Source organism: Helcococcus bovis (genome assembly GCF_046035835.1).
In the GTDB taxonomy this organism is placed as follows: Bacteria; Bacillota; Clostridia; order Tissierellales; family Peptoniphilaceae; genus Helcococcus; species Helcococcus bovis.
On the sequence record NZ_JBFNGB010000017.1, the window covers coordinates 19,918 to 40,204 of the forward strand.

The 20,287-nt window shown below is 27.7% G+C and carries 19 protein-coding genes; 5 read left to right on the forward strand and 14 right to left on the reverse strand.

All coding sequences use genetic code 11. The features are described from left to right. Positions 1 to 133 precede the first annotated feature (133 nt). Genes ABGF48_RS06305 through ABGF48_RS06315 form a run of 3 tightly spaced genes read left to right on the forward strand, consistent with a single transcriptional unit; the run spans position 134 to position 5,260 of the window. A complete protein-coding gene (locus ABGF48_RS06305) occupies positions 134 to 3,190 on the forward strand; it encodes a transglycosylase domain-containing protein (RefSeq protein ID WP_408105493.1) in 3,057 nt (1,018 codons plus the stop codon). A 56-nt stretch (positions 3,191 to 3,246) separates the two neighbouring features. Further along, complete coding sequence (locus tag ABGF48_RS06310; RefSeq protein WP_408105494.1) at positions 3,247 to 3,945, forward strand: response regulator transcription factor; 699 nt, start codon at positions 3,247 to 3,249, stop codon at positions 3,943 to 3,945. Continuing rightward, positions 3,932 to 5,260 (forward strand): sensor histidine kinase, encoded by a 1,329-nt coding sequence (locus ABGF48_RS06315; RefSeq protein WP_408105495.1) that lies wholly within the window; start codon positions 3,932 to 3,934, stop codon positions 5,258 to 5,260. The genes ABGF48_RS06310 and ABGF48_RS06315 overlap by 14 nt, the downstream gene beginning before the upstream one ends. A 58-nt stretch (positions 5,261 to 5,318) precedes the next feature. Here ABGF48_RS06315 and ABGF48_RS06320 read toward each other — a convergent pair whose 3' ends face one another. Genes ABGF48_RS06320 through ABGF48_RS06360 form a run of 9 tightly spaced genes read right to left on the reverse strand, consistent with a single transcriptional unit; the run spans position 5,319 to position 12,762 of the window. Continuing rightward, positions 5,319 to 6,677 carry an MATE family efflux transporter gene (locus ABGF48_RS06320; protein ID WP_408105496.1) on the reverse strand — a complete coding sequence of 453 codons (1,359 nt, stop codon included), beginning with the start codon at positions 6,675 to 6,677 and terminating at the stop codon, positions 5,319 to 5,321. Continuing rightward, positions 6,677 to 7,459 carry a type III pantothenate kinase gene (locus ABGF48_RS06325; RefSeq protein ID WP_408105497.1) on the reverse strand — a complete coding sequence of 261 codons (783 nt, stop codon included), beginning with the start codon at positions 7,457 to 7,459 and terminating at the stop codon, positions 6,677 to 6,679. The genes ABGF48_RS06320 and ABGF48_RS06325 overlap by 1 nt, the downstream gene beginning before the upstream one ends. Continuing rightward, positions 7,456 to 8,040 (reverse strand): ECF transporter S component, encoded by a 585-nt coding sequence (locus ABGF48_RS06330; RefSeq protein ID WP_408105498.1) that lies wholly within the window; start codon positions 8,038 to 8,040, stop codon positions 7,456 to 7,458. Before ABGF48_RS06330 ends, ABGF48_RS06325 begins: the two co-directional genes overlap by 4 nt. Before the next feature lie 55 nt (positions 8,041 to 8,095). Beyond that, positions 8,096 to 8,590, reverse strand: a complete 495-nt coding sequence (locus tag ABGF48_RS06335) for a DUF5673 domain-containing protein (protein WP_408105499.1) — start codon at positions 8,588 to 8,590, stop codon at positions 8,096 to 8,098. A gap of 17 nt (positions 8,591 to 8,607) precedes the next feature. After that, a complete protein-coding gene (gene ftsH, locus ABGF48_RS06340; protein ID WP_408105500.1) occupies positions 8,608 to 10,470 on the reverse strand; it encodes an ATP-dependent zinc metalloprotease FtsH in 1,863 nt (620 codons plus the stop codon). Then, positions 10,470 to 11,777, reverse strand: a complete 1,308-nt coding sequence (gene tilS / locus ABGF48_RS06345; protein ID WP_408105501.1) for a tRNA lysidine(34) synthetase TilS — start codon at positions 11,775 to 11,777, stop codon at positions 10,470 to 10,472. The genes ftsH and tilS overlap by 1 nt, the downstream gene beginning before the upstream one ends. 8 nt (positions 11,778 to 11,785) lie before the next feature. Beyond that, a complete protein-coding gene (locus ABGF48_RS06350; protein WP_408105502.1) occupies positions 11,786 to 12,208 on the reverse strand; it encodes an FtsB family cell division protein in 423 nt (140 codons plus the stop codon). Then, positions 12,205 to 12,447 carry an RNA-binding S4 domain-containing protein gene (locus ABGF48_RS06355; protein ID WP_408105503.1) on the reverse strand — a complete coding sequence of 81 codons (243 nt, stop codon included), beginning with the start codon at positions 12,445 to 12,447 and terminating at the stop codon, positions 12,205 to 12,207. Before ABGF48_RS06355 ends, ABGF48_RS06350 begins: the two co-directional genes overlap by 4 nt. A 42-nt stretch (positions 12,448 to 12,489) precedes the next feature. Further along, positions 12,490 to 12,762: a hypothetical protein gene (locus tag ABGF48_RS06360; protein ID WP_408105504.1), complete on the reverse strand. Its 273-nt coding sequence runs from the start codon at positions 12,760 to 12,762 to the stop codon at positions 12,490 to 12,492. A gap of 138 nt (positions 12,763 to 12,900) precedes the next feature. Between ABGF48_RS06360 and ABGF48_RS06365 the strand changes: the two genes are divergently transcribed. After that, entirely contained in the window at positions 12,901 to 13,368 is a 468-nt protein-coding gene (locus ABGF48_RS06365; protein WP_408105505.1) for a PTS sugar transporter subunit IIA, read from the forward strand. A 183-nt stretch (positions 13,369 to 13,551) separates the two neighbouring features. On the opposite strand, the gene ypfJ is transcribed toward ABGF48_RS06365, so the two are convergent. Continuing rightward, positions 13,552 to 14,421 carry a KPN_02809 family neutral zinc metallopeptidase gene (gene ypfJ / locus ABGF48_RS06370; protein WP_408105506.1) on the reverse strand — a complete coding sequence of 290 codons (870 nt, stop codon included), beginning with the start codon at positions 14,419 to 14,421 and terminating at the stop codon, positions 13,552 to 13,554. Positions 14,422 to 14,536: 115 nt separating this feature from the next. On the opposite strand from ypfJ, the gene ABGF48_RS06375 reads away from it, so the two are divergent. After that, entirely contained in the window at positions 14,537 to 14,977 is a 441-nt protein-coding gene (locus ABGF48_RS06375; RefSeq protein ID WP_408105507.1) for a PTS sugar transporter subunit IIA, read from the forward strand. A 64-nt stretch (positions 14,978 to 15,041) separates the two neighbouring features. Here ABGF48_RS06375 and ABGF48_RS06380 read toward each other — a convergent pair whose 3' ends face one another. From ABGF48_RS06380 to ABGF48_RS06395, 4 genes are all read right to left on the reverse strand, one after another. Further along, the gene (locus ABGF48_RS06380) at positions 15,042 to 16,187 is read right to left on the reverse strand and encodes an SIS domain-containing protein (RefSeq protein ID WP_408105508.1); all 1,146 of its coding nucleotides are present in this window, start codon (positions 16,185 to 16,187) and stop codon (positions 15,042 to 15,044) included. Positions 16,188 to 16,200: 13 nt separating this feature from the next. Next, positions 16,201 to 17,337 (reverse strand): N-acetylglucosamine-6-phosphate deacetylase, encoded by a 1,137-nt coding sequence (gene nagA, locus ABGF48_RS06385; protein ID WP_408105509.1) that lies wholly within the window; start codon positions 17,335 to 17,337, stop codon positions 16,201 to 16,203. Between the two features lie 216 nt (positions 17,338 to 17,553). Then, positions 17,554 to 19,284, reverse strand: coding sequence for a DUF2207 family protein (locus ABGF48_RS06390; protein WP_408105510.1), 1,731 nt, complete (start codon positions 19,282 to 19,284; stop codon positions 17,554 to 17,556). A 5-nt stretch (positions 19,285 to 19,289) separates the two neighbouring features. Further along, positions 19,290 to 19,871: a LemA family protein gene (locus ABGF48_RS06395; protein WP_408105511.1), complete on the reverse strand. Its 582-nt coding sequence runs from the start codon at positions 19,869 to 19,871 to the stop codon at positions 19,290 to 19,292. Positions 19,872 to 20,287 lie beyond the last annotated feature (416 nt).

Genomic DNA, 20,287 nt, shown 5'->3' on the forward strand with positions numbered 1-20,287 from the left:
CACCTTAATTCATTATAACAAATAAGTAAGAATGTGTATATTTTAATTATTCGGGTAATATGTTATAATATAATGGAAAGTATTTAAACACACGAATCTAACATTTAAATGTTAAATTTTCAAGGAGTAAAATATGAAGAAAAAAATATCTGATATTCCTGCATCCATGGTGAAAAGAATAATACAAATAATTTTATTATTCGTATTGGTTATAGGAATACTAGTGATTACAATTGGCGCAATGCTTGGAGTTTCAATAATAAAAGTTGCTGAAGGTTCTCCAAAAATTAACCCAAAAAATATTTCATTAAATTTGAATCAAAATTCTAACATTTTAGACAGAGATGGAAATTTAATTGAATCAATCGCATTTGATGAATATAGAGAAATTATAAGTATAAAAGATGTTCCAAAATCTCTAAAAGATGCGTTTATAAGTTTAGAAGATGAAAGATTTGAAACACATAATGGTGTTGATCCAAAAAGTGTTTTAAGATCATTTATAACAAATGTTACATCTGGTGGCATAGCTCAAGGTGGTTCAACAATTACCCAACAACTTATAAAAAATGTATATTTAACTAATGAAGTTAGTTGGGAAAGAAAAATACAAGAAATGTACCTAGCTTTAGGAGTTGAAAAACAAATAAGCAAAGATGAAATTTTAGAAGGCTACTTAAATAGAGTATTCTTAGGGCAAAATTCTTATGGAGTTGAAGCTGCAGCTCAAACATATTTTTCAAAATCAGCTAAAGATTTAAATATAGCTCAATCCGCTGCAATAGCTTCGATTGTTCAAGCTCCTTCAAATTACAGTTTATTTTATGCATATAGCCCTGCGGATGTTCCTAAAGGTGCAAAAACTGCTGGCCCATATAGATTGCAAGGTGTAGAATATGTTGCAGTCTTAAATGATGCTATTCTTGATAGAAAAAATTATACATTAAAGAAAATGTATAATTTGGGAAAAATATCAAAAAAAGAATATGATGAAGCTTTGAAATTTGATTTATTAGGAAGTGTTAAACCTGGTTCAAAAGAAAATAAACAATATGCAACAGCCATATCTTCTCTAATAAAGTCACAAGCCATTGATGCGATAATGCAAACTCAAAACATGAAATATGAAGAAGCAAAAAATCTTCTTTATACTGGTGGATTAAATATTACAACAACTATTGATTGGAACGCACAAAAAAAATTAGAAGAAACATATAGTAATTTTGCAAATATTTTTAGTTATCAATCAAATGGAGGTCCCCTATTTGGCGACTTCAAAATTGATAATTTGGGTGATATAGTAAATTCAAATAAGAATAAAATTTACTATAAAAAATCAAATTTATTAACTGATAAAGAAGAACTTTATGTTCCTTCTGGATGGTATGAATTTGATAAAGATGGAAATTTAATTTTTTCATCATCAAGACTTGCTAAAATTAATAATGGTATATACATTAAACCATTTTATAAAATTAGTGATGACAATCAATTATATACATTTAGAGTTTCAAATATTGAAATTAAAAATGATTATCTAAAGGAAATTAATGATGAAAAATTTATTATAAAGAAAGATTTTTTTGAAAATGTAAAAGATTTCTATAAGATTGAAAATAATAATCTAATTATTAATAAAAAATATTATGCAGTTGAAAAAAACGGAACTGTTCAACCTCAATCTTCAACAGTAGTACTTGATAGTAAAACTGCGGAAGTGGTTGCAATGGTTGCAAAAAGAGGAAATAGTGATGATGATACAATTGATAGAGCTACAAACTTCTTTAGACAACCAGCTTCTTCAATGAAGCCTTTAGCTGTTTACGCTCCAGCTATTGAAGAAGGTCGTACTCTAGCTACACCAATAGATGACACTCCATATGAATTAATTAATAATTTACCATGGCCAGTAAACGATGACAATGTGTATAGAGGTATTGTAACAACTAGAGACGCTTTAAAAGAGTCATTAAACCCTCCAGCTGTTAAAATTTTAGGTGAAGATTTAGGTGTTTCAAAATCTATTCCATATTTAGAAAAATTAGGTTTAATAAATAAAGAGCATCCAGAAGAAGATACATTTGTTAGCGCAAAAGAAAATCCAAACGAAAATGATGAGAGACCTGCTATGGGGATCGGATCAGTAGTGGAAGGATTTAGTGTCTTCAAGATGGCAAATGCATATCAAACATTTGCAAATAACGGCGAAAGAATTCCCGCTTCAGTAATTATAAAAATAGAAAAACCTAAAGTTGGCATAATATATAAAAATGAACATAAACCAATTAAAGTTTTTTCAAAAGAAACTAGTTTCTTAATTACAGACGTTCTTAAAGGTATTGTAAATGACTTTGATTATCACAATGGAGCATTAAATCCAAACGGTATTGAAACAGCCGGAAAGACTGGTACAAATAATGACAATGCAGATTTTTGGTTTGCAGGTTTTAATCCATATTATACATCTGCAACCTGGATAGGATTTGATAATAATAATTTGCATATGTTTGGTAAATCAGCAAATCTTACCTCATTTTTCGGTAATTTTATGAATAAATTGTTAGAAGGTAAAGAACCAGCTAAATTTGAAAAACCAAAAGATATCGTTGAAGTAAAAGTAAGTAAAGTTGATGGATTATTACCTTCAAAATACACTTCGCAAGATCCAAGAGGAAATATGATTTATAGTGAATATTTCAAAAAAGGTACTGAGCCTACAAAAGTATCTAATTCTCACGTATTGGTTAATATAGATAAAAGAAATAATTTACTTGCTGTAAACAAAACACCGCTAGGACTTGTTGAACAGAGGGTTTTTGTTAATAGACCTATCCCATATAATCCAAGTCAGTTCAATAATATAGTTCCAAGAGACTGGGCTTACAATGTTCCTACTAAGTTTTCTGACTTACCTATTATAATACAGCCAGAAGTAACAAAATTGCCAGATGGAAGTATTATGGTAACTACAAGAAAAGAAAATGGAGATGTTAAAGTTGTAACAACAAGACCAGATGGAACAGTTATAACTCAAGTAACCACAAAAGATGGTAAAGTAACTACTACAATAAAGAAACCAACTTCGCCTATTAGTCCATTAAATCCAAATGATCCTAATAATGGTGAAACCAATAAAGAAACTCAAAAAGAAAATAATTCTAATGGTAGAAGATCAATATTTAGCTTTTAGAATTAATTTAGCTGCTACATTTTGTAGCAGCTAAATTTATAAAATCGGAGGGGAAAATGACATATAATATATTAATTGTTGAAGATGAACCAGGTATAGCAAAAATGGAAAAAACTTATTTAGAAAAAAACGGATTTAACACTGATATCGCACATGATGGATCAGAAGCAATTGACAAATTTTATAAAAATAGTTTTGATTTAATAATTTTAGATCTTATGATACCAAAGATAACAGGCGAAAAAGTTTTAGAAGTGTTAAGAGAAAATTCTGATATTCCCGTAATTCTAGTTACAGCAAAAGTTAGTGAAACAGATATAATTAAAGGATTTAAATCTGGTGCTGATGACTATGTAAAAAAACCATTTTCTGGTATGGAGTTAGTTGAAAGAGTTAAAGCATTATTAAGAAGAACTAAAATAAATCAAAAAGATAATATCATTACAACTGCTGATGGAAAATTAAAAATTGATATCAAAAATAACAGAGTTTTAAAAAATGATTTAGAAATTTCATTAACAAAAAATGAATTAATGATTATATTAACTCTATTTAAAAATCCAACAAAAACATTTACTAGAAATGAAATTATTGAAATTGCTTTTGGATATGAATATGATGCTTTTGATAGAGCTGTTGACACTCATATAAAAAATATACGTGCAAAGATAGAAGATAATCCTAAAAATCCAATGTATATAAAAACCATATATGGATTGGGATACAAAGCTGGTGACATCCATGAATCTAAGTAAGAAATTAAATATAACTTTTATTTCATTACTAATTTTTGTATTGATGCTTTCAGCATTCACATCAATTTACACATTTGATAATAAGTTAAAATATTATCTTAGAATCCAAAGACAGACTGAATTTAAGCAAATCAAAGATGATATAACAGAGATCATAAAAACAGAAAATGATTTAAATCCGTTTTTATTAGAATCATATTCAAAAAACAAATCAATTTTAATAAAATATTATAATAAAGACAATAAATTATTACTAAAGTATGATAATTTAGATTACGAACATAATAAGAATTTAAGAAGTACTGATATTGTAAAGTCAACATACAATATAATAAATGCAAATAATCAATTAGCTGGAACTTTGGAAGTTTCTTATATTGATAATGTTTATTCTTATAATAAAACAATGGATGTATTTCAAGCGGATATTATAACTCAATATGTTGTTATATTTATAATTTCAATTGTTATAGCAACTATCTTAATAGTTTTATTAAGTAAAAATATTACAATTCCTATTAAAGAAATTCAAGATAAAACCAAAAAGTTAATTGATAAAAAGTATGTTACATCTGATAACAAATATGATATATATGAATTAGACGAATTATCATCGAATATAAATTATTTATCACGCTCATTAAAAATGCAAGAACAGTATCGAATTGATTATTCTCATGATATAGCACATGAATTGAGAACGCCCATAACGAATTTAATTCTTCATTTAGAAGGTATAAAAGATGAAATAATTGAAGCTGATAAAGATACCATTTCGATGCTATTATCTGAAACTAGAAGAATTAGTTCTATGATAGAAAATTTAGAAATAACATTTAACAAAAAAGAAAACTTTAATGAATTAAAAGTTGAAGAATTTGACGTAGTTAATTTATTAGAAAATGTATCTGCCAGTTTTGAACCACTATTGAAAGAAAAGAATTTAAAATTAATCAAAATTTTTGATGAAGGTAAAATTATAAATTCTGATTATGATAAACTAACGCAAATTATATCAAATTTAATATCAAATGCTATTAAAGCTAGTAATGAAAATGGTAAAATCGAAATCATTTTTCAATCATTTACAAATCGAGTTGTTATTACAATATCTGATAACGGAATAGGGATAAGTAAAGACGATCTACCTCATATTTTTGAAAGATTTTACAGAGTGGACAATGTTAGAAATACAAAAGTCAGCGGACAAGGTCTAGGATTAGCAATAACGAAGACTTATGTTGAACTATTAGGATTTAAAATAGATGTAAATTCTGAATTAGGAAAAGGAACTGAATTTACAATTACCATGTAATAAAAATAAAAAATGGACTTTTGCAAAATATCATAATTTTACAAAAGTCCATTTTTTATTATTCAAATACTTTTTCAACTTTTTGTTTTTCCTTTATTAACATAATATATGCAAATATTCCCTTAAAAATTGAAGAAATTGTCATTGCAATCCAAATACCATAAAATTGGTAATATCGCATTAATATAAGAGCCATTGGAATCCTTAAAATATTAAATATCATAGAAACAATTGCTGGAGATTTAGTTTCTCCAAGACCATTAAGTACACCAGCGATTCCTATTTCCATTGCCATGAATAATTGTGACATTCCTAAAATTAATAAATAAGAAGCCCCTATAATTATTGTATCTGGCTCATTTGGAATAAACAAACCAAATAAACTATATCTAAATGTTATTAGTACAAACGTACCTATTAAACCTATTGCAAAAACAATTTTCAAAGAAGTATTTATAACTCTATTTAATCTATCATGTAATTTCGCACCAAAATTTTGTCCAACAAATCCAATAATAGCGCCTTGCAGTCCTTCAGTTGTCATCCACGTTATTGACTCGATTATAGCACCTACGGATGCAACTGCCATCGGTTTAGTTCCATAAAATGAAGTATATCTTGCTAAATTTAAAGATATAATTGCATGAGTAATACTCATAAGCCCAGCAGGAAATCCCTTTTTAAATTTCAATAATAAATCTTCAAATGAAATAATTCCGTGAAATATCCCTTCATAAATTTCATTTTTAGTCTTAAATATATCAACTAATAAAATTATTAAAACTATAAATTGTGAAAAAACGGATGCGTATGCTGCTCCTGCTATGCCCATTGATGGAATAGGTCCAAATCCAAAAATTAACATTGGATCTAATATAATATTCATTACTAATCCTACAACATTCGCTACAAAAGGATAAAAACTATTACCTAAGCTATTATATATATTTGAAAATAACATATTTAATCCAGTAAAAATAAATCCATATGAAAATATGGTTAAATATGTTATACCAAAAGAGGATACTTTTTCATTTAAATTATAAATCCCAATCAGTTTTCCAGCAAATAAATTAATGAATAAAGAATATGCTAAAACAATTAAAAATAGTAAAACAATGCCATTTTTTATTGTATTATTTAATCTATTTTTGTTATTAGAACCATATTCATGGGCAACAAATATGCTTGTCCCTACTCTTGATATTCCAATCAATGCACTTGCAATCCAAACAAAAAAATGAGCCGATCCTGATGCTGCCACCGAATCGGACCCCAATCTGCCTAACCAAGCTGCATCTGTCATATTGTAAGCCATATTTACAAAAGATGTAGCCATCAAAGGTGCACTTAATAATACCAATTTTTTTAGAATGCTTCCTTCAACTAAATTAAGTTTTGTCTTTGATTTTTTCATTAAGCCTTCCTCTTTGTTTTTTCATATATTAATCTCATTCCTTCTAAAGTAATATCTTTATCAGTTTCTGTAATATATCTTGACATCTGTGAAATTAAGTTTGAATATCCACCAGTCCCAATTATAGATGTATCTTCTTTACTTACTCCTAAATCTTTCAAGATTTGCTCTATAATATTATCTACAAGTCCAACATAACCATATACAAGTCCTGACTTAATAGCTTCTTCAGTTGTTTTTCCAATTGAAGATTTAGGAACATCAAATTCTACTTTTGGTAATTTTGATGTCTTTTCAAAAAGAGCATTTGAAGCAATATTCATCCCTGGAGCTATTGCACCACCTAAATATTCTCCTTTCTCACTTACAACATCAAATGTAATAGCAGTTCCCATATCAATTAAAATAGCCGGCAATTTATAATGTTCTATCATCGCAACAGAATTAGCGATTCTATCAGACCCAACTTCTTTAGGATTTTCATACTTTATAGGCATTCCAGTCCTAGTATTTTCCCCAATTACTATAGGTTCATGATTTAAATATTTTTCACACATTAACTTAAATGTATTTTGTAGCGTTGGAACTACCGATCCAATTATTACATCTTTTATATCATTTACGGATATCCCCTCATGTAATAAAATAGATTCTATCTGAGAACCGTATTCATCCATTGTTTTTGTCTGTCTAGTTTCTAATCTCCAACTATTTATTTTTTTATTATCTTTATAAATACCTAATACAACATTGGTATTTCCTATATCTATGATTAATATCATAAAATTCCTCTTCTATCTAGTTTTAATAAAATTGTAGCAATAGGTATTACAATTGCTATACACACAAGCATTTCAATAACACCTTGTCCACCTGCAACACCTAGTAAAACATTAAAAGCATTTTGTCCATCTATTTTTGTCACTTCTAAATATCTTTGTGCATAAATTATATAAATTAATCCTAATACTCCTACAGTATTAGTCATTGAACCAATACCTGCTGCTAATCCAGCAGAAATGCTATCATTTTTTAATAATTTCTTTATAAATATAAAACTATATCCTGATAATACACCAATTAAAATTCTAGGTCCTATCGCTATAATTGGATTCATAAATAAAAATGATGTGGGAGTTGGTCTTAAAAAAGCATTTGCCATAGATGAAAGTCCAAATATAATCCCTAAAATAGCACCCATTTTTGGTCCTTTAACTATCGCTAAAATTATTACAGGAACGTGAATGATAGTTGCATTTACTAATCCTATCGGTATAAATCCTAACCCTGGTACTGCAGTCATAATTATAATTATTGATGTTAATATCCCTAATAAAGTGATATTTTGTGTTTTATTATTCATTTTTTCCTCCGATCTAGTTCTTAAAAGATACCAGTCAATTTTTTATATTCTATTTTTATTTTTTTAATTTATATTTTCTAAATAAATCTTCAACAGATTTAATATCTTTTTTTGCAATTCTCAAAACTCCTTGTTTTTCTTCAAATTCTTTTTTGAATCTAACTAAAAGTTCGCCTCTTTCAACATCAAATCCCCATTTTTTCACTTCATGCCATTCTACAAATTTTCCATCAATTACAAATCCATTTTCTGCAAAAACATTTGGTGATGTATATTCAAATCCTAAAATTACAATTAAAATCAACATTATTACCCCTGAAGCAACTTGTCCAGTGAATATATTGTAGATTCCAAAAGCAGTAATAAGAACTGTCAACAATATCATTATCTTGTTAACATCTTTTCTAAACTTAAAAACCTCGCCCTTAGCACTTTTTGCAGCTGCGTGCTGTTTATAGAATTTGTAAATGAAAAACATTATTAATCCACCATATAAAATATAAATAAATGAATTAATTCCGCCAGCATCTTGTGCTTGTGTTAAAAACATATATTCCTCCTTTATAATTAATTTTGATTATCTTGTGTTAATGAAATTTCTTCTTCCTTAAAATTTTCATCATATTTTTTGACTATTTCTATATATTCATCTTTTCTAATAGTTTCTTTTTTCAATAATTCTTGAGCTAACTCTTCCAATAAATCTCTATGTTCCACAATTAATTCTTTAGCCTTAACATATGCTGTTTTTATAATATCAGTAACCTCTTTATCAATTTCAACAGCTGTTTGTTCTGAATAATGATCGCCTTTTGAATAATTGTTTCCTCCAAGAAATACATTTCCACTAGCATCATCATATTGAACCGGTCCAAGAATGTCGCTCATTCCATAAATTTTAATCATTGCTCTAGCAATATGTGTAGCTCTTTCGATATCATTTGAAGCTCCTGTAGAAATGTCATCTAATACAATTTCTTCTGCAGCTCTACCACCCAATAAAGCAATTATTCTATTTTTCATTTCACCTTTAGTTCTAAAAGTTTTATCTTCATCAGGAAGATATGCTGTAAAACCTCCAGCTTGCCCTCTAGGTACAATAGTTATCATATGAACTGGATCCAAATCTTTTAAGAATTGAGCAGTAACAGCATGTCCTGCTTCATGATAAGCAGTAAGTTTTCTCTCTCTTTCAATTACAACTTTAGATTTCTTTTCTGGACCAGCCATTATTCTTATTGCAGCTTCGTCCATCAAATCAGGTGTAATAAACTCTTGATTTTTTCTAGCAGCTAATAATGCTGCTTCATTTGTTAAGTTTTCAAGTTCAGCGGGTGAAAATCCAGCTGTTGATTTAGCTATATTTTCTAAATCAATACTTGGTGACAATTTCTTATTTCTTGTATGAACTTGTAAAATTTCATATCTTTCTCTTACATCAGGCATACCAATTTGTATAGTTCTATCAAATCTTCCCGGTCTTAATAATGCAGGATCTAAAATATCTGGTCTATTAGTTGCAGCTATCATAATGATACCCTCATTCTTTTCAAAACCATCCATTTCTACTAGTAATTGGTTAAGTGTTTGCTCTCTTTCATCGTGACCACCACCTAAACCTGATCCTCTCTTACGTCCTACTGCATCAATTTCATCTATAAAAATTATACATGGAGCGTTTTTCTTTGCCTCAGCAAACATATCTCTTACTCTTGAAGCACCAACACCGACAAACATCTCAACAAAATCTGAACCACTTATACTGTAAAATGGAACTTTTGCTTCTCCAGCAACTGCCTTTGAAATATATGTTTTACCTGTACCGGGTTGTCCTACCAAAAGCACCCCTTTAGGAATCCTTGCTCCTTGTTGTACATATTTTTTAGGATTCTTCAAGAAGTCAACTAATTCTTCCATTTCTTCTTTTTCTTCTCTTAATCCTGCAACATCAGCAAATGTAATTTTATTATTTTTTTCAAGATTCATTTTCGCTCTACTCTTACCAAATTTCATAGCTTGTGAGCTACCATTTGCACCCCTAGCCATAAATAAATACCATAAAACAGCCATTCCACCTAATAACATTATAGTTGGTAAAAGCTGAATAAATAAATTTGGTCCTTCAGTTGGTAGCCCTTCATATTCAAGCTCTCCAGCATCTACACTTTTTTTCAAATAATTATCGTAAAAATTATTTTGAAATTCCGCAGGTAATTCTGAAACAAAAGTAGTATTATCTTTCAATACTCCTTCTACTTTTGAACCTTTTGTAGTTATTTTCTTTACTTTATTTGAACTGATATTTTTTACCAGATCACCAATTCCAATATTATTTGATGTATTAAATATATCCCCAATATATGAAAATATAAGTATAATTAATAATACTGGCATTAAAAACGACATAAAACTTTGTCTTCTTCTATTCATTATTTCTCCTTTATTTTTATTGTAATTTCACCTTTATTATCTATTTCTTTTTTATATAAATTTGATATCATTATAATTTCGCCATTTAATTCTATTATAGGCAAAATATCTCTTTCAAATTTATCTATTTTCTTATCAATTAAAAAATCTTTCACTTTTTTTAGTCTTCCGTTTATTAATATTTTATCTCCATTTTTCCTAACTCTAATTTTTATACTATCTCCAAAATTAACTTTCAATGATTTGTTATTACTTTCATTCTTTTTAAAAATGATTTGATAATTATTAAAAAAAATATTATCTTCTCTAACTGTAAAATTAAGCTCTTCAGTGATATTTTGATATTTTCTAATAATAAAATAATCAAATGAATTATAAAATATTATATCATTTATTACAACATCAACGCCTTTGGAAGAGTCGATGATTTTTCCAATTTCCTTATAATGATTTTTAGTAAAATCATAATTACTTCTATTTAATCTATCTATCTCATTTCTTAAAAAAATATTTCTTTCAAAATTTGATAATTCAAAAATATCTTTTTTATATATTTTAGTATACTGCAATGTGTACTCTATCTTAAATTTATTAATCTTATCCATTAAAGTTTTTTCAACATAATCGTTGTATTCTGTAGAATATTGTGACAAATTTTTAATTGAATCATAAATATTTTTGCTATATTTATCCCTTATTAGTGGAATTAATTCATTTCTGATAGAATTTCTTGTATAAATATTTTCAAAATTTGTATAATCCTGATGAAATTCTAAGTTGTTTATCTCAGCACATTTTAATATTTCTTCTTTTGTAAAATTAAGCAAAGGTCTAATAATTTTATCATCTATTAGATGCATTCCCTCAAGACCTTTTATACCAGTACCTCTAAAGATTCTCATAAATATAGTCTCGACTTGATCATCTAAATTATGCGCCAAAGCCAAATACCATATTTCTTTATCTGGTTTTGATTCTAAAATTTTATTAAAAAATTTATGTCTTAATATCCTTCCAGCTTCTTCTTCAGATATCTTATTTTTACTTGAAAATTCTGTCATAGAAATCTTTTCAGAATAAAATTTCAAATTAAATTTTTCGCAAATATCTCTTACAAATTTTTCATCAATATCTGATTCACCATTTCTAGTAACATGGTTAAAATGTGCCACTTCGATATTAAATTCATATTCTTTTTTTAATTTAACTAATAAATGAAGTAATACTACCGAATCCACTCCCCCAGAAACTCCGACTAAAACATTATTATTTTTAATTATATCAATAATTTTCCCATCAATTTTCATATAATTTCCTAATTTTCTCGCTTTGTCTCTTTTAGTGTTTCTTTATTAGTCTCTTTTGTATCTTGAGACGAATCTTGTTCGTTAGAAGATTCTTTAGGGACAGTATTTATACTATTTTCATCATCAGTATAAATTTTTTCCCCTTTTTTTATCATTCCTAAATTTTCTCTTGCTTTTTTTTCAATATATTCTAATGAATTAGAATTTTCTATCTCTAATTTAAGTTTTGAAATATTTTCTTCCAATTCTTTTTCTCTTAATACAAGTTTATTAGTATTTTGCTTAAGTACAGAAATTTGTCTTTTTTGTCCAATAAAAAAAACAAATAAAATAATCATTAAAGCTGTTAAAATGTAAAATAAAATGTTAATCTTTTTAGGATCAGATAACATTTTTCTCTTAATACTTCTTTTTTTTATATCTTTTCTCATGATATTACCCTAAACATTTTTTCAGCATCATCTTTTTTAGGATTTTCAATTATTTGCAATACTTCAAATTTTACTATATTATTCCCAAATGTAACTTCTACAATATCATTTACAGAAATTTCTACTCCAGGTTTTGCAATTTTATCATTTACCTTAACTCTACCAGATTCCGCTGCTTCTTTTGCAACTGTTCTTCTTTTTATAATTCTTGCATTTTTTAAAAATTTATCTAATCTCATAATTCCTCCAATAAAGGATTTTTCTACATCTAGTCAATTATATCATATATACGTCTTTAATTTCTCATAAAATTTTTCTACATCAGGTCCAATTATCAAATGAATCTTATTTTCTTCCGGAATTGAATATCCAGGTAAATTACATTTTTTTAACATATTTTCATCAAGCTTAAAAGGATTCAATATTTGAAGCCGTACTCTAGAAGTGCAAATCTCATGATCCAATATATTCTCTTTTCCCCCTAGAGAAAGTAGTAAATCAGCTATTTTAATTTTTTCAATTAATGATTTTCTTCCAAATAAATAAAAAAACATGTAATTCTCCTATTTGATATATATAAAATATTATAACATAAGAAAAATACAAATTTAGCATATATTTACATTTTTTTATTGAATATGGTAAAATAAACATGAAATAGATTTTTACAAATAAAATCTGAGGAGGAAAAAATGGGATTATTTAGTAAAAAAATTAAATTAGTTGCACCTATGACAGGTAAACTTGTTGATATTACAGAAGTAGAAGACATTACTTTTTCACAAAAATTTTTAGGTGATGGTGTTGCAATTAAACCAACAGAAGGTACAGTTGTGTCCCCTGTTGAAGGTAAAATAATTCAAGTATTTCACACAAAACATGCTTTGGGAATAAACGTAAAAGGTGTTGAAATTCTTATACATATTGGTATGAATACTGTAGAACTAAAAGGAAAAGGATTTGAAGTATTTGTAAAAGAAGGAAAGAAAGTAAATGCAGGTGATAAACTTGTAGAAGTTGACTTAAACTACTTAGAGGAAAATGGATATCCAACAGAAACTCCTGTAGTTATAACAAATATGGAAGAAATTAAAGGATTAGAAAAGAAAACTGGTGATGTAGTTGCTGGAAAAACTGAAATAATGGAAATCAAAAAATAATTTATGAAATTAAACTACTGCGATTATTTGCAGTAGTTTTTATTTTAAGTATTTATATAAAACTGAGATACCCCTCAATATCTGCATCCAAATTTAAAAATTAAAGGAAAGCACTAAATATTGAAATCTATTGCTTTCCTTTGTACTTTATTTAAATATAATTTATTGTAACACTACCTTACTTTAATTATTAACTAATTCAAATGTATTGCCGTGTTCAATATCTCCATATTCAACACCACGTGTAAACCATTCTTGTCTTTGTTTACTTGTCCCGTGTTGGAAAGTATCCGGATTAGCTTGTCCACCTTGCATCTCTTGTATACGATCATCACCTACTCCTGATGCAGCAGCCATTCCTTCTTCTATATCTCCTAAATCAAGATATCCTTTTTGTTTAATATGATTTGTAAATACTCCAGCAAAATAATCAGCTTGTAATTCTAAATTTACCATTTGCTTGTTAAATTCTACTGAAGAAACTCTTCCTCTTAGTCCTTGTACTTTTTGTAGAATACCTAATTGTTGTTGAACATGATGTCCAACTTCATGAGCTAAAACATACACAAATGGAAAATCACCTTTAGCTCCAAATGTTGTCCTTAATTGTTTTGCAAACGAAACATCTATATAAACAGTCTGATCTGCTCCACAATAAAATGGTCCTTGATTTTTTGAAGCTACTCCACAACCTGATCTTACTGTATCTTGATACAAATGTAAATAAGGTTTTTTATATGATTGTTGATGACTCTTAAAAATATCTGTCCATACATCTTCTAAATCTGCAAACACAACTGAAAGCATCTTTTCTAATTCTGCTTCTTCCGCATTTCTTGGGGTATATTTTTCAGATTGTCTAGTTTGTGGCTGTTGTGTGCTAGTTATATCTCCTAATAAATTCAATGGATTTTGTCCTAAAAGTAATGAAATTACAACAACTATAAGCGTACCAGTTAATCCTAGTCCACCTAGCATTGCACCTCTACCTAAAGACCCTCCTCCACTAGATTTTATTACATTATCACTTTCTCTCCTACCTTGCCACTTCATAATTTCTCCCCTTTAGCTTTATTTTAAGTTTATTATACCAAATAATTAAAACAAATAAAATTTTTAATTATTAAAAAAGAGTGTTATAATTAAATAGCAAGTTTTAGGAGGAATAATGGCAAATATAGCAATAGAAAAAGAAAATATATTTTTAAATTTACAATCTACAACAAAAGAAGAAGCTATCAGATTAGCAGGAAATAAATTACTTGAAGCTGGATATGTAGCTGATGGATATGTAGAATCAATGTTACATAGAGAAGAATTATTAACAACATATATGGATTATGGTGTTGCAATTCCTCATGGTGACAGAGAATCACAACAATTAATTATTCAATCTGGTATTGTATTTTTACAATTCAAAGATGGTATTGATTTTGGAAATGGAAACAAAGCCGAAATACTAATCGCCTCAGCAGGTAAAGGTAATAACCACTTAAGAATTTTATCTGGTTTAGCTACATTATTAAAGAAACCTGAAATAGTTGATTTATTTGTATCAACAAATGATGAAGAAGTTATTTATAATGAATTAGTTAAATATATTAAATAGTTTTAAATAAGGAGCCGCTGGCTCAAGTTGCGCTTAACATCAACTTGAGCCGGCGGCGTTTTTTTTAATATTCGTGAATTATAACACCCTTAACAACTCTATTTACTGCTCCTGATGGATTTGGATTATCTGGATTTATTCCGTTTTTTATAGATGCCAACAAGCTAAACACTTGAGCATATAAAACATACAATAATCCTAAAAATACATCATTTTCTAAATTTTCAACAGGAACATCTAAATAAAAATGTGTGTATTCTCTTACATCTTCATTTCTACCAATAGATACAACTTTATGGTTACCTTCATCATGATACATTTCTTTTAATATATCCTTATCATAATCTAAAGCATACTCATTATTTGATTGAAATACTAAAACAACAGTTTTATCATCTATTATTGATTTTGGTCCATGTCTAAAACCTAAGCTACTTTCATAATATCCAACAACTTTTCCTCTTGTTAATTCCAATAATTTTAATGAAGCTTCTTTTGAAAGTCCATGATATGAACCTGAACCCAAATATACAATTCTATTAAAATCAAAATTAAGTATTGGATTTAATTTTTCTTCAATATTATTCAACATACTTGAAGCTGTTTCAACAGTTTTATTCAATTCTTCTTTAGAATAATTATTATCAAATATTAATGTAGCAGTAAGTGCCATGCAAGAAAATGAGCTTGTCATCGCAAAACCTTTATCGTTTGATTCTTCAGGAAGAATAATTGCTAAAGCATTTTCATCATTTTTTGCATATTCAGCAAGTTTACCATCTTTATTACATGTAATAACTAAGTGATATATTTCTTTAACTACTTTATTTGCTAAATTAACTGTAGCAACTGATTCAGGACTATTTCCAGAACGTGCAAAACTTACTAATAACGTTGGTATATTTTTATCTAAATACATTTCAGGATTTGTTACAATATCTGTTGTAGCAATTGACTTAAACTTGTGTCCTGATTTTTTATTTAAATATGGAGTAATAAAATCTCCCGTATATGCTGATGTACCAGCTCCTGTAAAAATAATTTGTAGATTTTGTTTAGATAAAACATTCTCTAAAAAAGATTTTATTTCTTCTTTTCTATCTTCTAAAATTTTTGGTACTTCATTCCACAATCTTGGTTGTTGATAAATTTCAGAAGCAGTATATAAACCATCTAAATTTTTCCATTCATCCTTTGATAAGCCAAACATAAATTCTCCTTAATTATTTTTGATATCTTAGTTCACCATCTACAAATGTTCTTAATAATGTAAGATTTTTATCTAAAACTATAAAATCTGCATCTCTTCCAATTTGTAAAACACCACATTCATTATCTAAACCTACAGATCTTGCTGGATATTTAGACCCCATGTCTATAGCCTCTTTAAGAGTAGCTATATTCCAGTTATAAACATTTTTTACACCATCAATTAAGTCAAGTATAGAACCAGCTAAACTTCCGGAATCCAATCTTGCAGTTCCTTCTTTAACTGTAACAGGAAATTCCCCTAATTTATAATGTCCATCAGGCATTCCTCCCGCTCTCATACAGTCAGTAATCAATGCGATTTTTTCATGTCCTTTAGCTTTAACAGCTATTTCAACTGATTTAGGATTTACATGATGTCCATCACAAATCAACTCTGCATAAGCATCAGATTGTAGTGCAGCTCCCACCATACCTGGTTCTCTATGATGTAAGCCCCTCATTCCGTTATATAAATGTACAAATATATTAGCTCCTGCATCTACAGCATTTATAGCATCTTCATATGTTGCATTTGAATGTCCTAACGCTACATAAACTCCCATTTTTCTAGCTTCTCTAGTAAATTCTGGAACTCCTTTTCTTTCTGGTGCAACAGCAATTTTTCTAACCATATTATTTGAAATTTCTTGCCATTTTCTCAACTGTTCAACACTTGGATCGGACATATATGCAGGATTTTGTGCTCCCTTAAATTCTTCAGTAAAATATGGACCTTCCATAAAAATGCCTTTAACTTTAGCACCCTTAACATTTTTATATTCTTTTCCAATAACTTCTAATGCCTTATTTAATTGTTCAACAGATGATGTAAGTGTTGTAGGTAAGAATGATGTTACACCCATTTGCAAAACTCCTTCAGACATAACATTTAATGCCCCTTCTACAGCATCTGTAACATCAGCATCCTTATATCCATGTACGTGGGTATCTACTAATCCTGGAGCAATATATTTATCTCCAAAATCAACAAATTCTCCATCATATTCATTTAAGAATTCAACAATTTTTCCATTTTCAACAACCATAAACCCATTATCAATTATTTTATTTTCAGTGAAAATCTTATCTGCTTTGTAATATGTTTTCATTAAAATCCTCCATTATTATTTCAATATTATTATACAGCTAAATTATTAGATTGTTAAATAAAATTAAATAAAAACTATTACAGACAATTTCTTTTTAGTTTGTAATAGTTTTTATTTTTATGTGTAGAGCTTGTTGGTAGTAGTTAAATATTTTTATCAAGTTCCACCACTACTTTGTCTAGTTTTAGTATCTGCACTTTCCCTATATGCTTATTTTTATCTAGTTCCACCACCAGATCCTCCACCAAATGAACCGCCTCCACCGCCGCCAAATGATGATCCACCAAATCCGCTTGATGAACTTTGAATACTTGAGTTATATGCAGAATTTGATATCGAATTAATATATATAAATGTAGCTGGATTATAGTATACTTGTTGCTCAAATTGAGGGTCTACAACCTTAAATTGTTCGTATACTTCTTTTGTGATGCCTAAATATGCAGCCCAAATCATGTATTTATCCCATAACTTAACATAGTTTACATCTCTTTCATTTAATAATGAAAAATCAAGTAAATATTTTTTTAATCCATAAATTTGTTTTTGTAAATTAATACCTTTTTCAGTTCTTTCATATATTGTTGATCCAAAAAATGATTTTTTTTCTTGTGCTTTGACATAATTATTTCTAATTAGATATTTCTTGGATGTTTTATTTATACTTTCCATCCATGTATTAAATGTACTTCTATGATTTTTAATGTATGAATTTAATTCTGACTGAGTAAGTACATCGTCTTTACCGCACGCTCTTATAACAATATTCCAAAAATCCTCTTCAACTTGTGAATCAAATAGTTTTGTATCTGTAAAATTAATTTTAAATACATTTTTCTCTTTTTTGAAAATAAATCCTTCTTCAACTTTATCATTTACAAGTCTTTCTTCAACAATCCATTTTAAGAGCAATGCTGATATAATGCTTTGTACATTTGCCTCCGCTACCAAGTAATCTGATATTAAAAAGTCTTCATCAGGTAAATCTCTATAATAATCTAAGTTATCAGTTTCAACAAATTTTAAATTATTTTTTCTTCTTTTTGATATAGTTAAACTAACCGCACCAGTCAAAACAACTACTATTTTCAAAATAAATTTAAAAAGTCCACCATTATCTTTTTGATTTTTATAGTATTGTTTAGATCCATCTTTTTGATTTTTATAGTATTGTTTAGATCCATCTTTTTGATTTTTATAGTATTGTTTAGATCCATCTTTTCTATAAATAAATGAACCTTGTCTTGATTGTTCAATTAATTGATCAGTACTTTTATCTAATTTTGATTGACTGTCAAATACTTTTCCATCAAAAATCCCTAAAACTACCATATAATTTATTGAAGGATCATTTTTATCAGTTGTTGCTGTTAATTTGTCTGATGTTATTGCAGTTTGACCTTTATATCCATACCCCCATATTCTTGTTGTTGGCGCTTCAAATTTATAACCAATTTCATTTGTGATTTCAATATTTACAAAACTTATAGGATCCATATCCTCATTTATAAATTTCCAATAAAATGTCTGATTTCCATCATTTAAATTTTTAATAAAATTTGTAACTCGATATTGTATTGTGAATTCTCTTCTTCCAAGCTCTCCAATACCGAAGCAAAGTTCAACACCTTTTGAAGTGAAGTTAATTCCATATTTTCCTGCTTTTTCTTCTCTGCTTGCATTTACATCCCATTTTTCAACTTCTTCTAAAAGTTTATTATTTTCATCCAATACTTTGAAATCAGTGATTATAGAATCTCCCAAATTTCCTAATGATATATAATGTTCTGTCCCACTATCTGCTTGAAATATCCTATGATCTGTAATCATAACAGATCCATCTTTTTTTATCTCTGCTTTAATGTTTATAGTATCAATGCTATTTGCTAAAGATATATTAGCAAATAGCATTAAAAACACTAAAGTCAGTGCAACTATTTTTTTCATAAATTTTACCATTGTGGCATATTTGCTTTTGATTCAGAATGCTTAAAATATTCTTCTTGATGGAATCCAAAAATACCTGCAAAAATATTTTTCGGAAACATTAAAATTTCTCTATTATATTTTGTTACTGTATCATTAAAAATCATTCTTGCATTTCTAACATTATTTTCGTATTTGTCTACATTGTTCATTGTATTTATGTATAAACTGTCCGCTTTTAAATTTGGATAAGATTCTACAACTACATTTATTCTATCCATTGCTTGTTGGAATAATTGGTCATCTTTTATAACTTCAGAAGCTGAAGAATTTCTATTAACTCCTGTTCTCATTCCAATAACTTCTCTTAAAGTATTTGCTTCATGTTCAGAATACTTGGATGTGGCACCAATAAGATTTGTAATAACATCCCATCTTGATTCTATTTGTGTTGCTATTTGACTCATTGCATTTCTTACATTTTCTCTTAAAACTACAAGTTTGTTATAAATAGAAATTACAAATAATACTAAAAATACAACTATTACAGCAATAACAATAAATGTTATTGTCCCACTTCCTAAATTTAACGCTAAAATATTTTTCATATAATCCTCCTAAAATATAGCTATCTTTATTATACCCTATTTGTTAAAAAATTTTTATTTCATTTTTGTTATTTAACCAGCAGATTTTCATACTTTTACTTTAGATTTTTAATTTAAGTATGATGGTAATTTCATTGATTTTATATTTTTTTCATACTTTATTATCATGTCTATAATTTAAGTATGAATGATTTTATATCATTACCTCCATTATCTCATACATACCAAACAGATTATCTAAATAAGTATGAATATTGCTAACCATAATTTAACTTTTCTTCATACATATTTTCTCCATATTATATATAAGTATGAAGATTTTGCATGCACACTGATTTTTCAATCATACCTATTTTATTAACTTTAATGGTAAGTATGATATTTTTAACAAAAATCAAAAAAACTATCATACTTAA

Coding starts and splice junctions, on each gene's coding strand:
- ABGF48_RS06305 (WP_408105493.1), top strand. CDS start 134: ATGAAGAAAAAAATATCTGATATTCCTGCATCCATGGTGAAAAGAATA.
- ABGF48_RS06310 (WP_408105494.1), top strand. CDS start 3,247: ATGACATATAATATATTAATTGTTGAAGATGAACCAGGTATAGCAAAA.
- ABGF48_RS06315 (WP_408105495.1), top strand. CDS start 3,932: ATGAATCTAAGTAAGAAATTAAATATAACTTTTATTTCATTACTAATT.
- ABGF48_RS06320 (WP_408105496.1), bottom strand. CDS start 6,677: ATGAAAAAATCAAAGACAAAACTTAATTTAGTTGAAGGAAGCATTCTA.
- ABGF48_RS06325 (WP_408105497.1), bottom strand. CDS start 7,459: ATGATATTAATCATAGATATAGGAAATACCAATGTTGTATTAGGTATT.
- ABGF48_RS06330 (WP_408105498.1), bottom strand. CDS start 8,040: ATGAATAATAAAACACAAAATATCACTTTATTAGGGATATTAACATCA.
- ABGF48_RS06335 (WP_408105499.1), bottom strand. CDS start 8,590: ATGTTTTTAACACAAGCACAAGATGCTGGCGGAATTAATTCATTTATT.
- ftsH (WP_408105500.1), bottom strand. CDS start 10,470: ATGAATAGAAGAAGACAAAGTTTTATGTCGTTTTTAATGCCAGTATTA.
- tilS (WP_408105501.1), bottom strand. CDS start 11,777: ATGAAAATTGATGGGAAAATTATTGATATAATTAAAAATAATAATGTT.
- ABGF48_RS06350 (WP_408105502.1), bottom strand. CDS start 12,208: ATGAGAAAAGATATAAAAAAAAGAAGTATTAAGAGAAAAATGTTATCT.
- ABGF48_RS06355 (WP_408105503.1), bottom strand. CDS start 12,447: ATGAGATTAGATAAATTTTTAAAAAATGCAAGAATTATAAAAAGAAGA.
- ABGF48_RS06360 (WP_408105504.1), bottom strand. CDS start 12,762: ATGTTTTTTTATTTATTTGGAAGAAAATCATTAATTGAAAAAATTAAA.
- ABGF48_RS06365 (WP_408105505.1), top strand. CDS start 12,901: ATGGGATTATTTAGTAAAAAAATTAAATTAGTTGCACCTATGACAGGT.
- ypfJ (WP_408105506.1), bottom strand. CDS start 14,421: ATGAAGTGGCAAGGTAGGAGAGAAAGTGATAATGTAATAAAATCTAGT.
- ABGF48_RS06375 (WP_408105507.1), top strand. CDS start 14,537: ATGGCAAATATAGCAATAGAAAAAGAAAATATATTTTTAAATTTACAA.
- ABGF48_RS06380 (WP_408105508.1), bottom strand. CDS start 16,187: ATGTTTGGCTTATCAAAGGATGAATGGAAAAATTTAGATGGTTTATAT.
- nagA (WP_408105509.1), bottom strand. CDS start 17,337: ATGAAAACATATTACAAAGCAGATAAGATTTTCACTGAAAATAAAATA.
- ABGF48_RS06390 (WP_408105510.1), bottom strand. CDS start 19,284: ATGAAAAAAATAGTTGCACTGACTTTAGTGTTTTTAATGCTATTTGCT.
- ABGF48_RS06395 (WP_408105511.1), bottom strand. CDS start 19,871: ATGAAAAATATTTTAGCGTTAAATTTAGGAAGTGGGACAATAACATTT.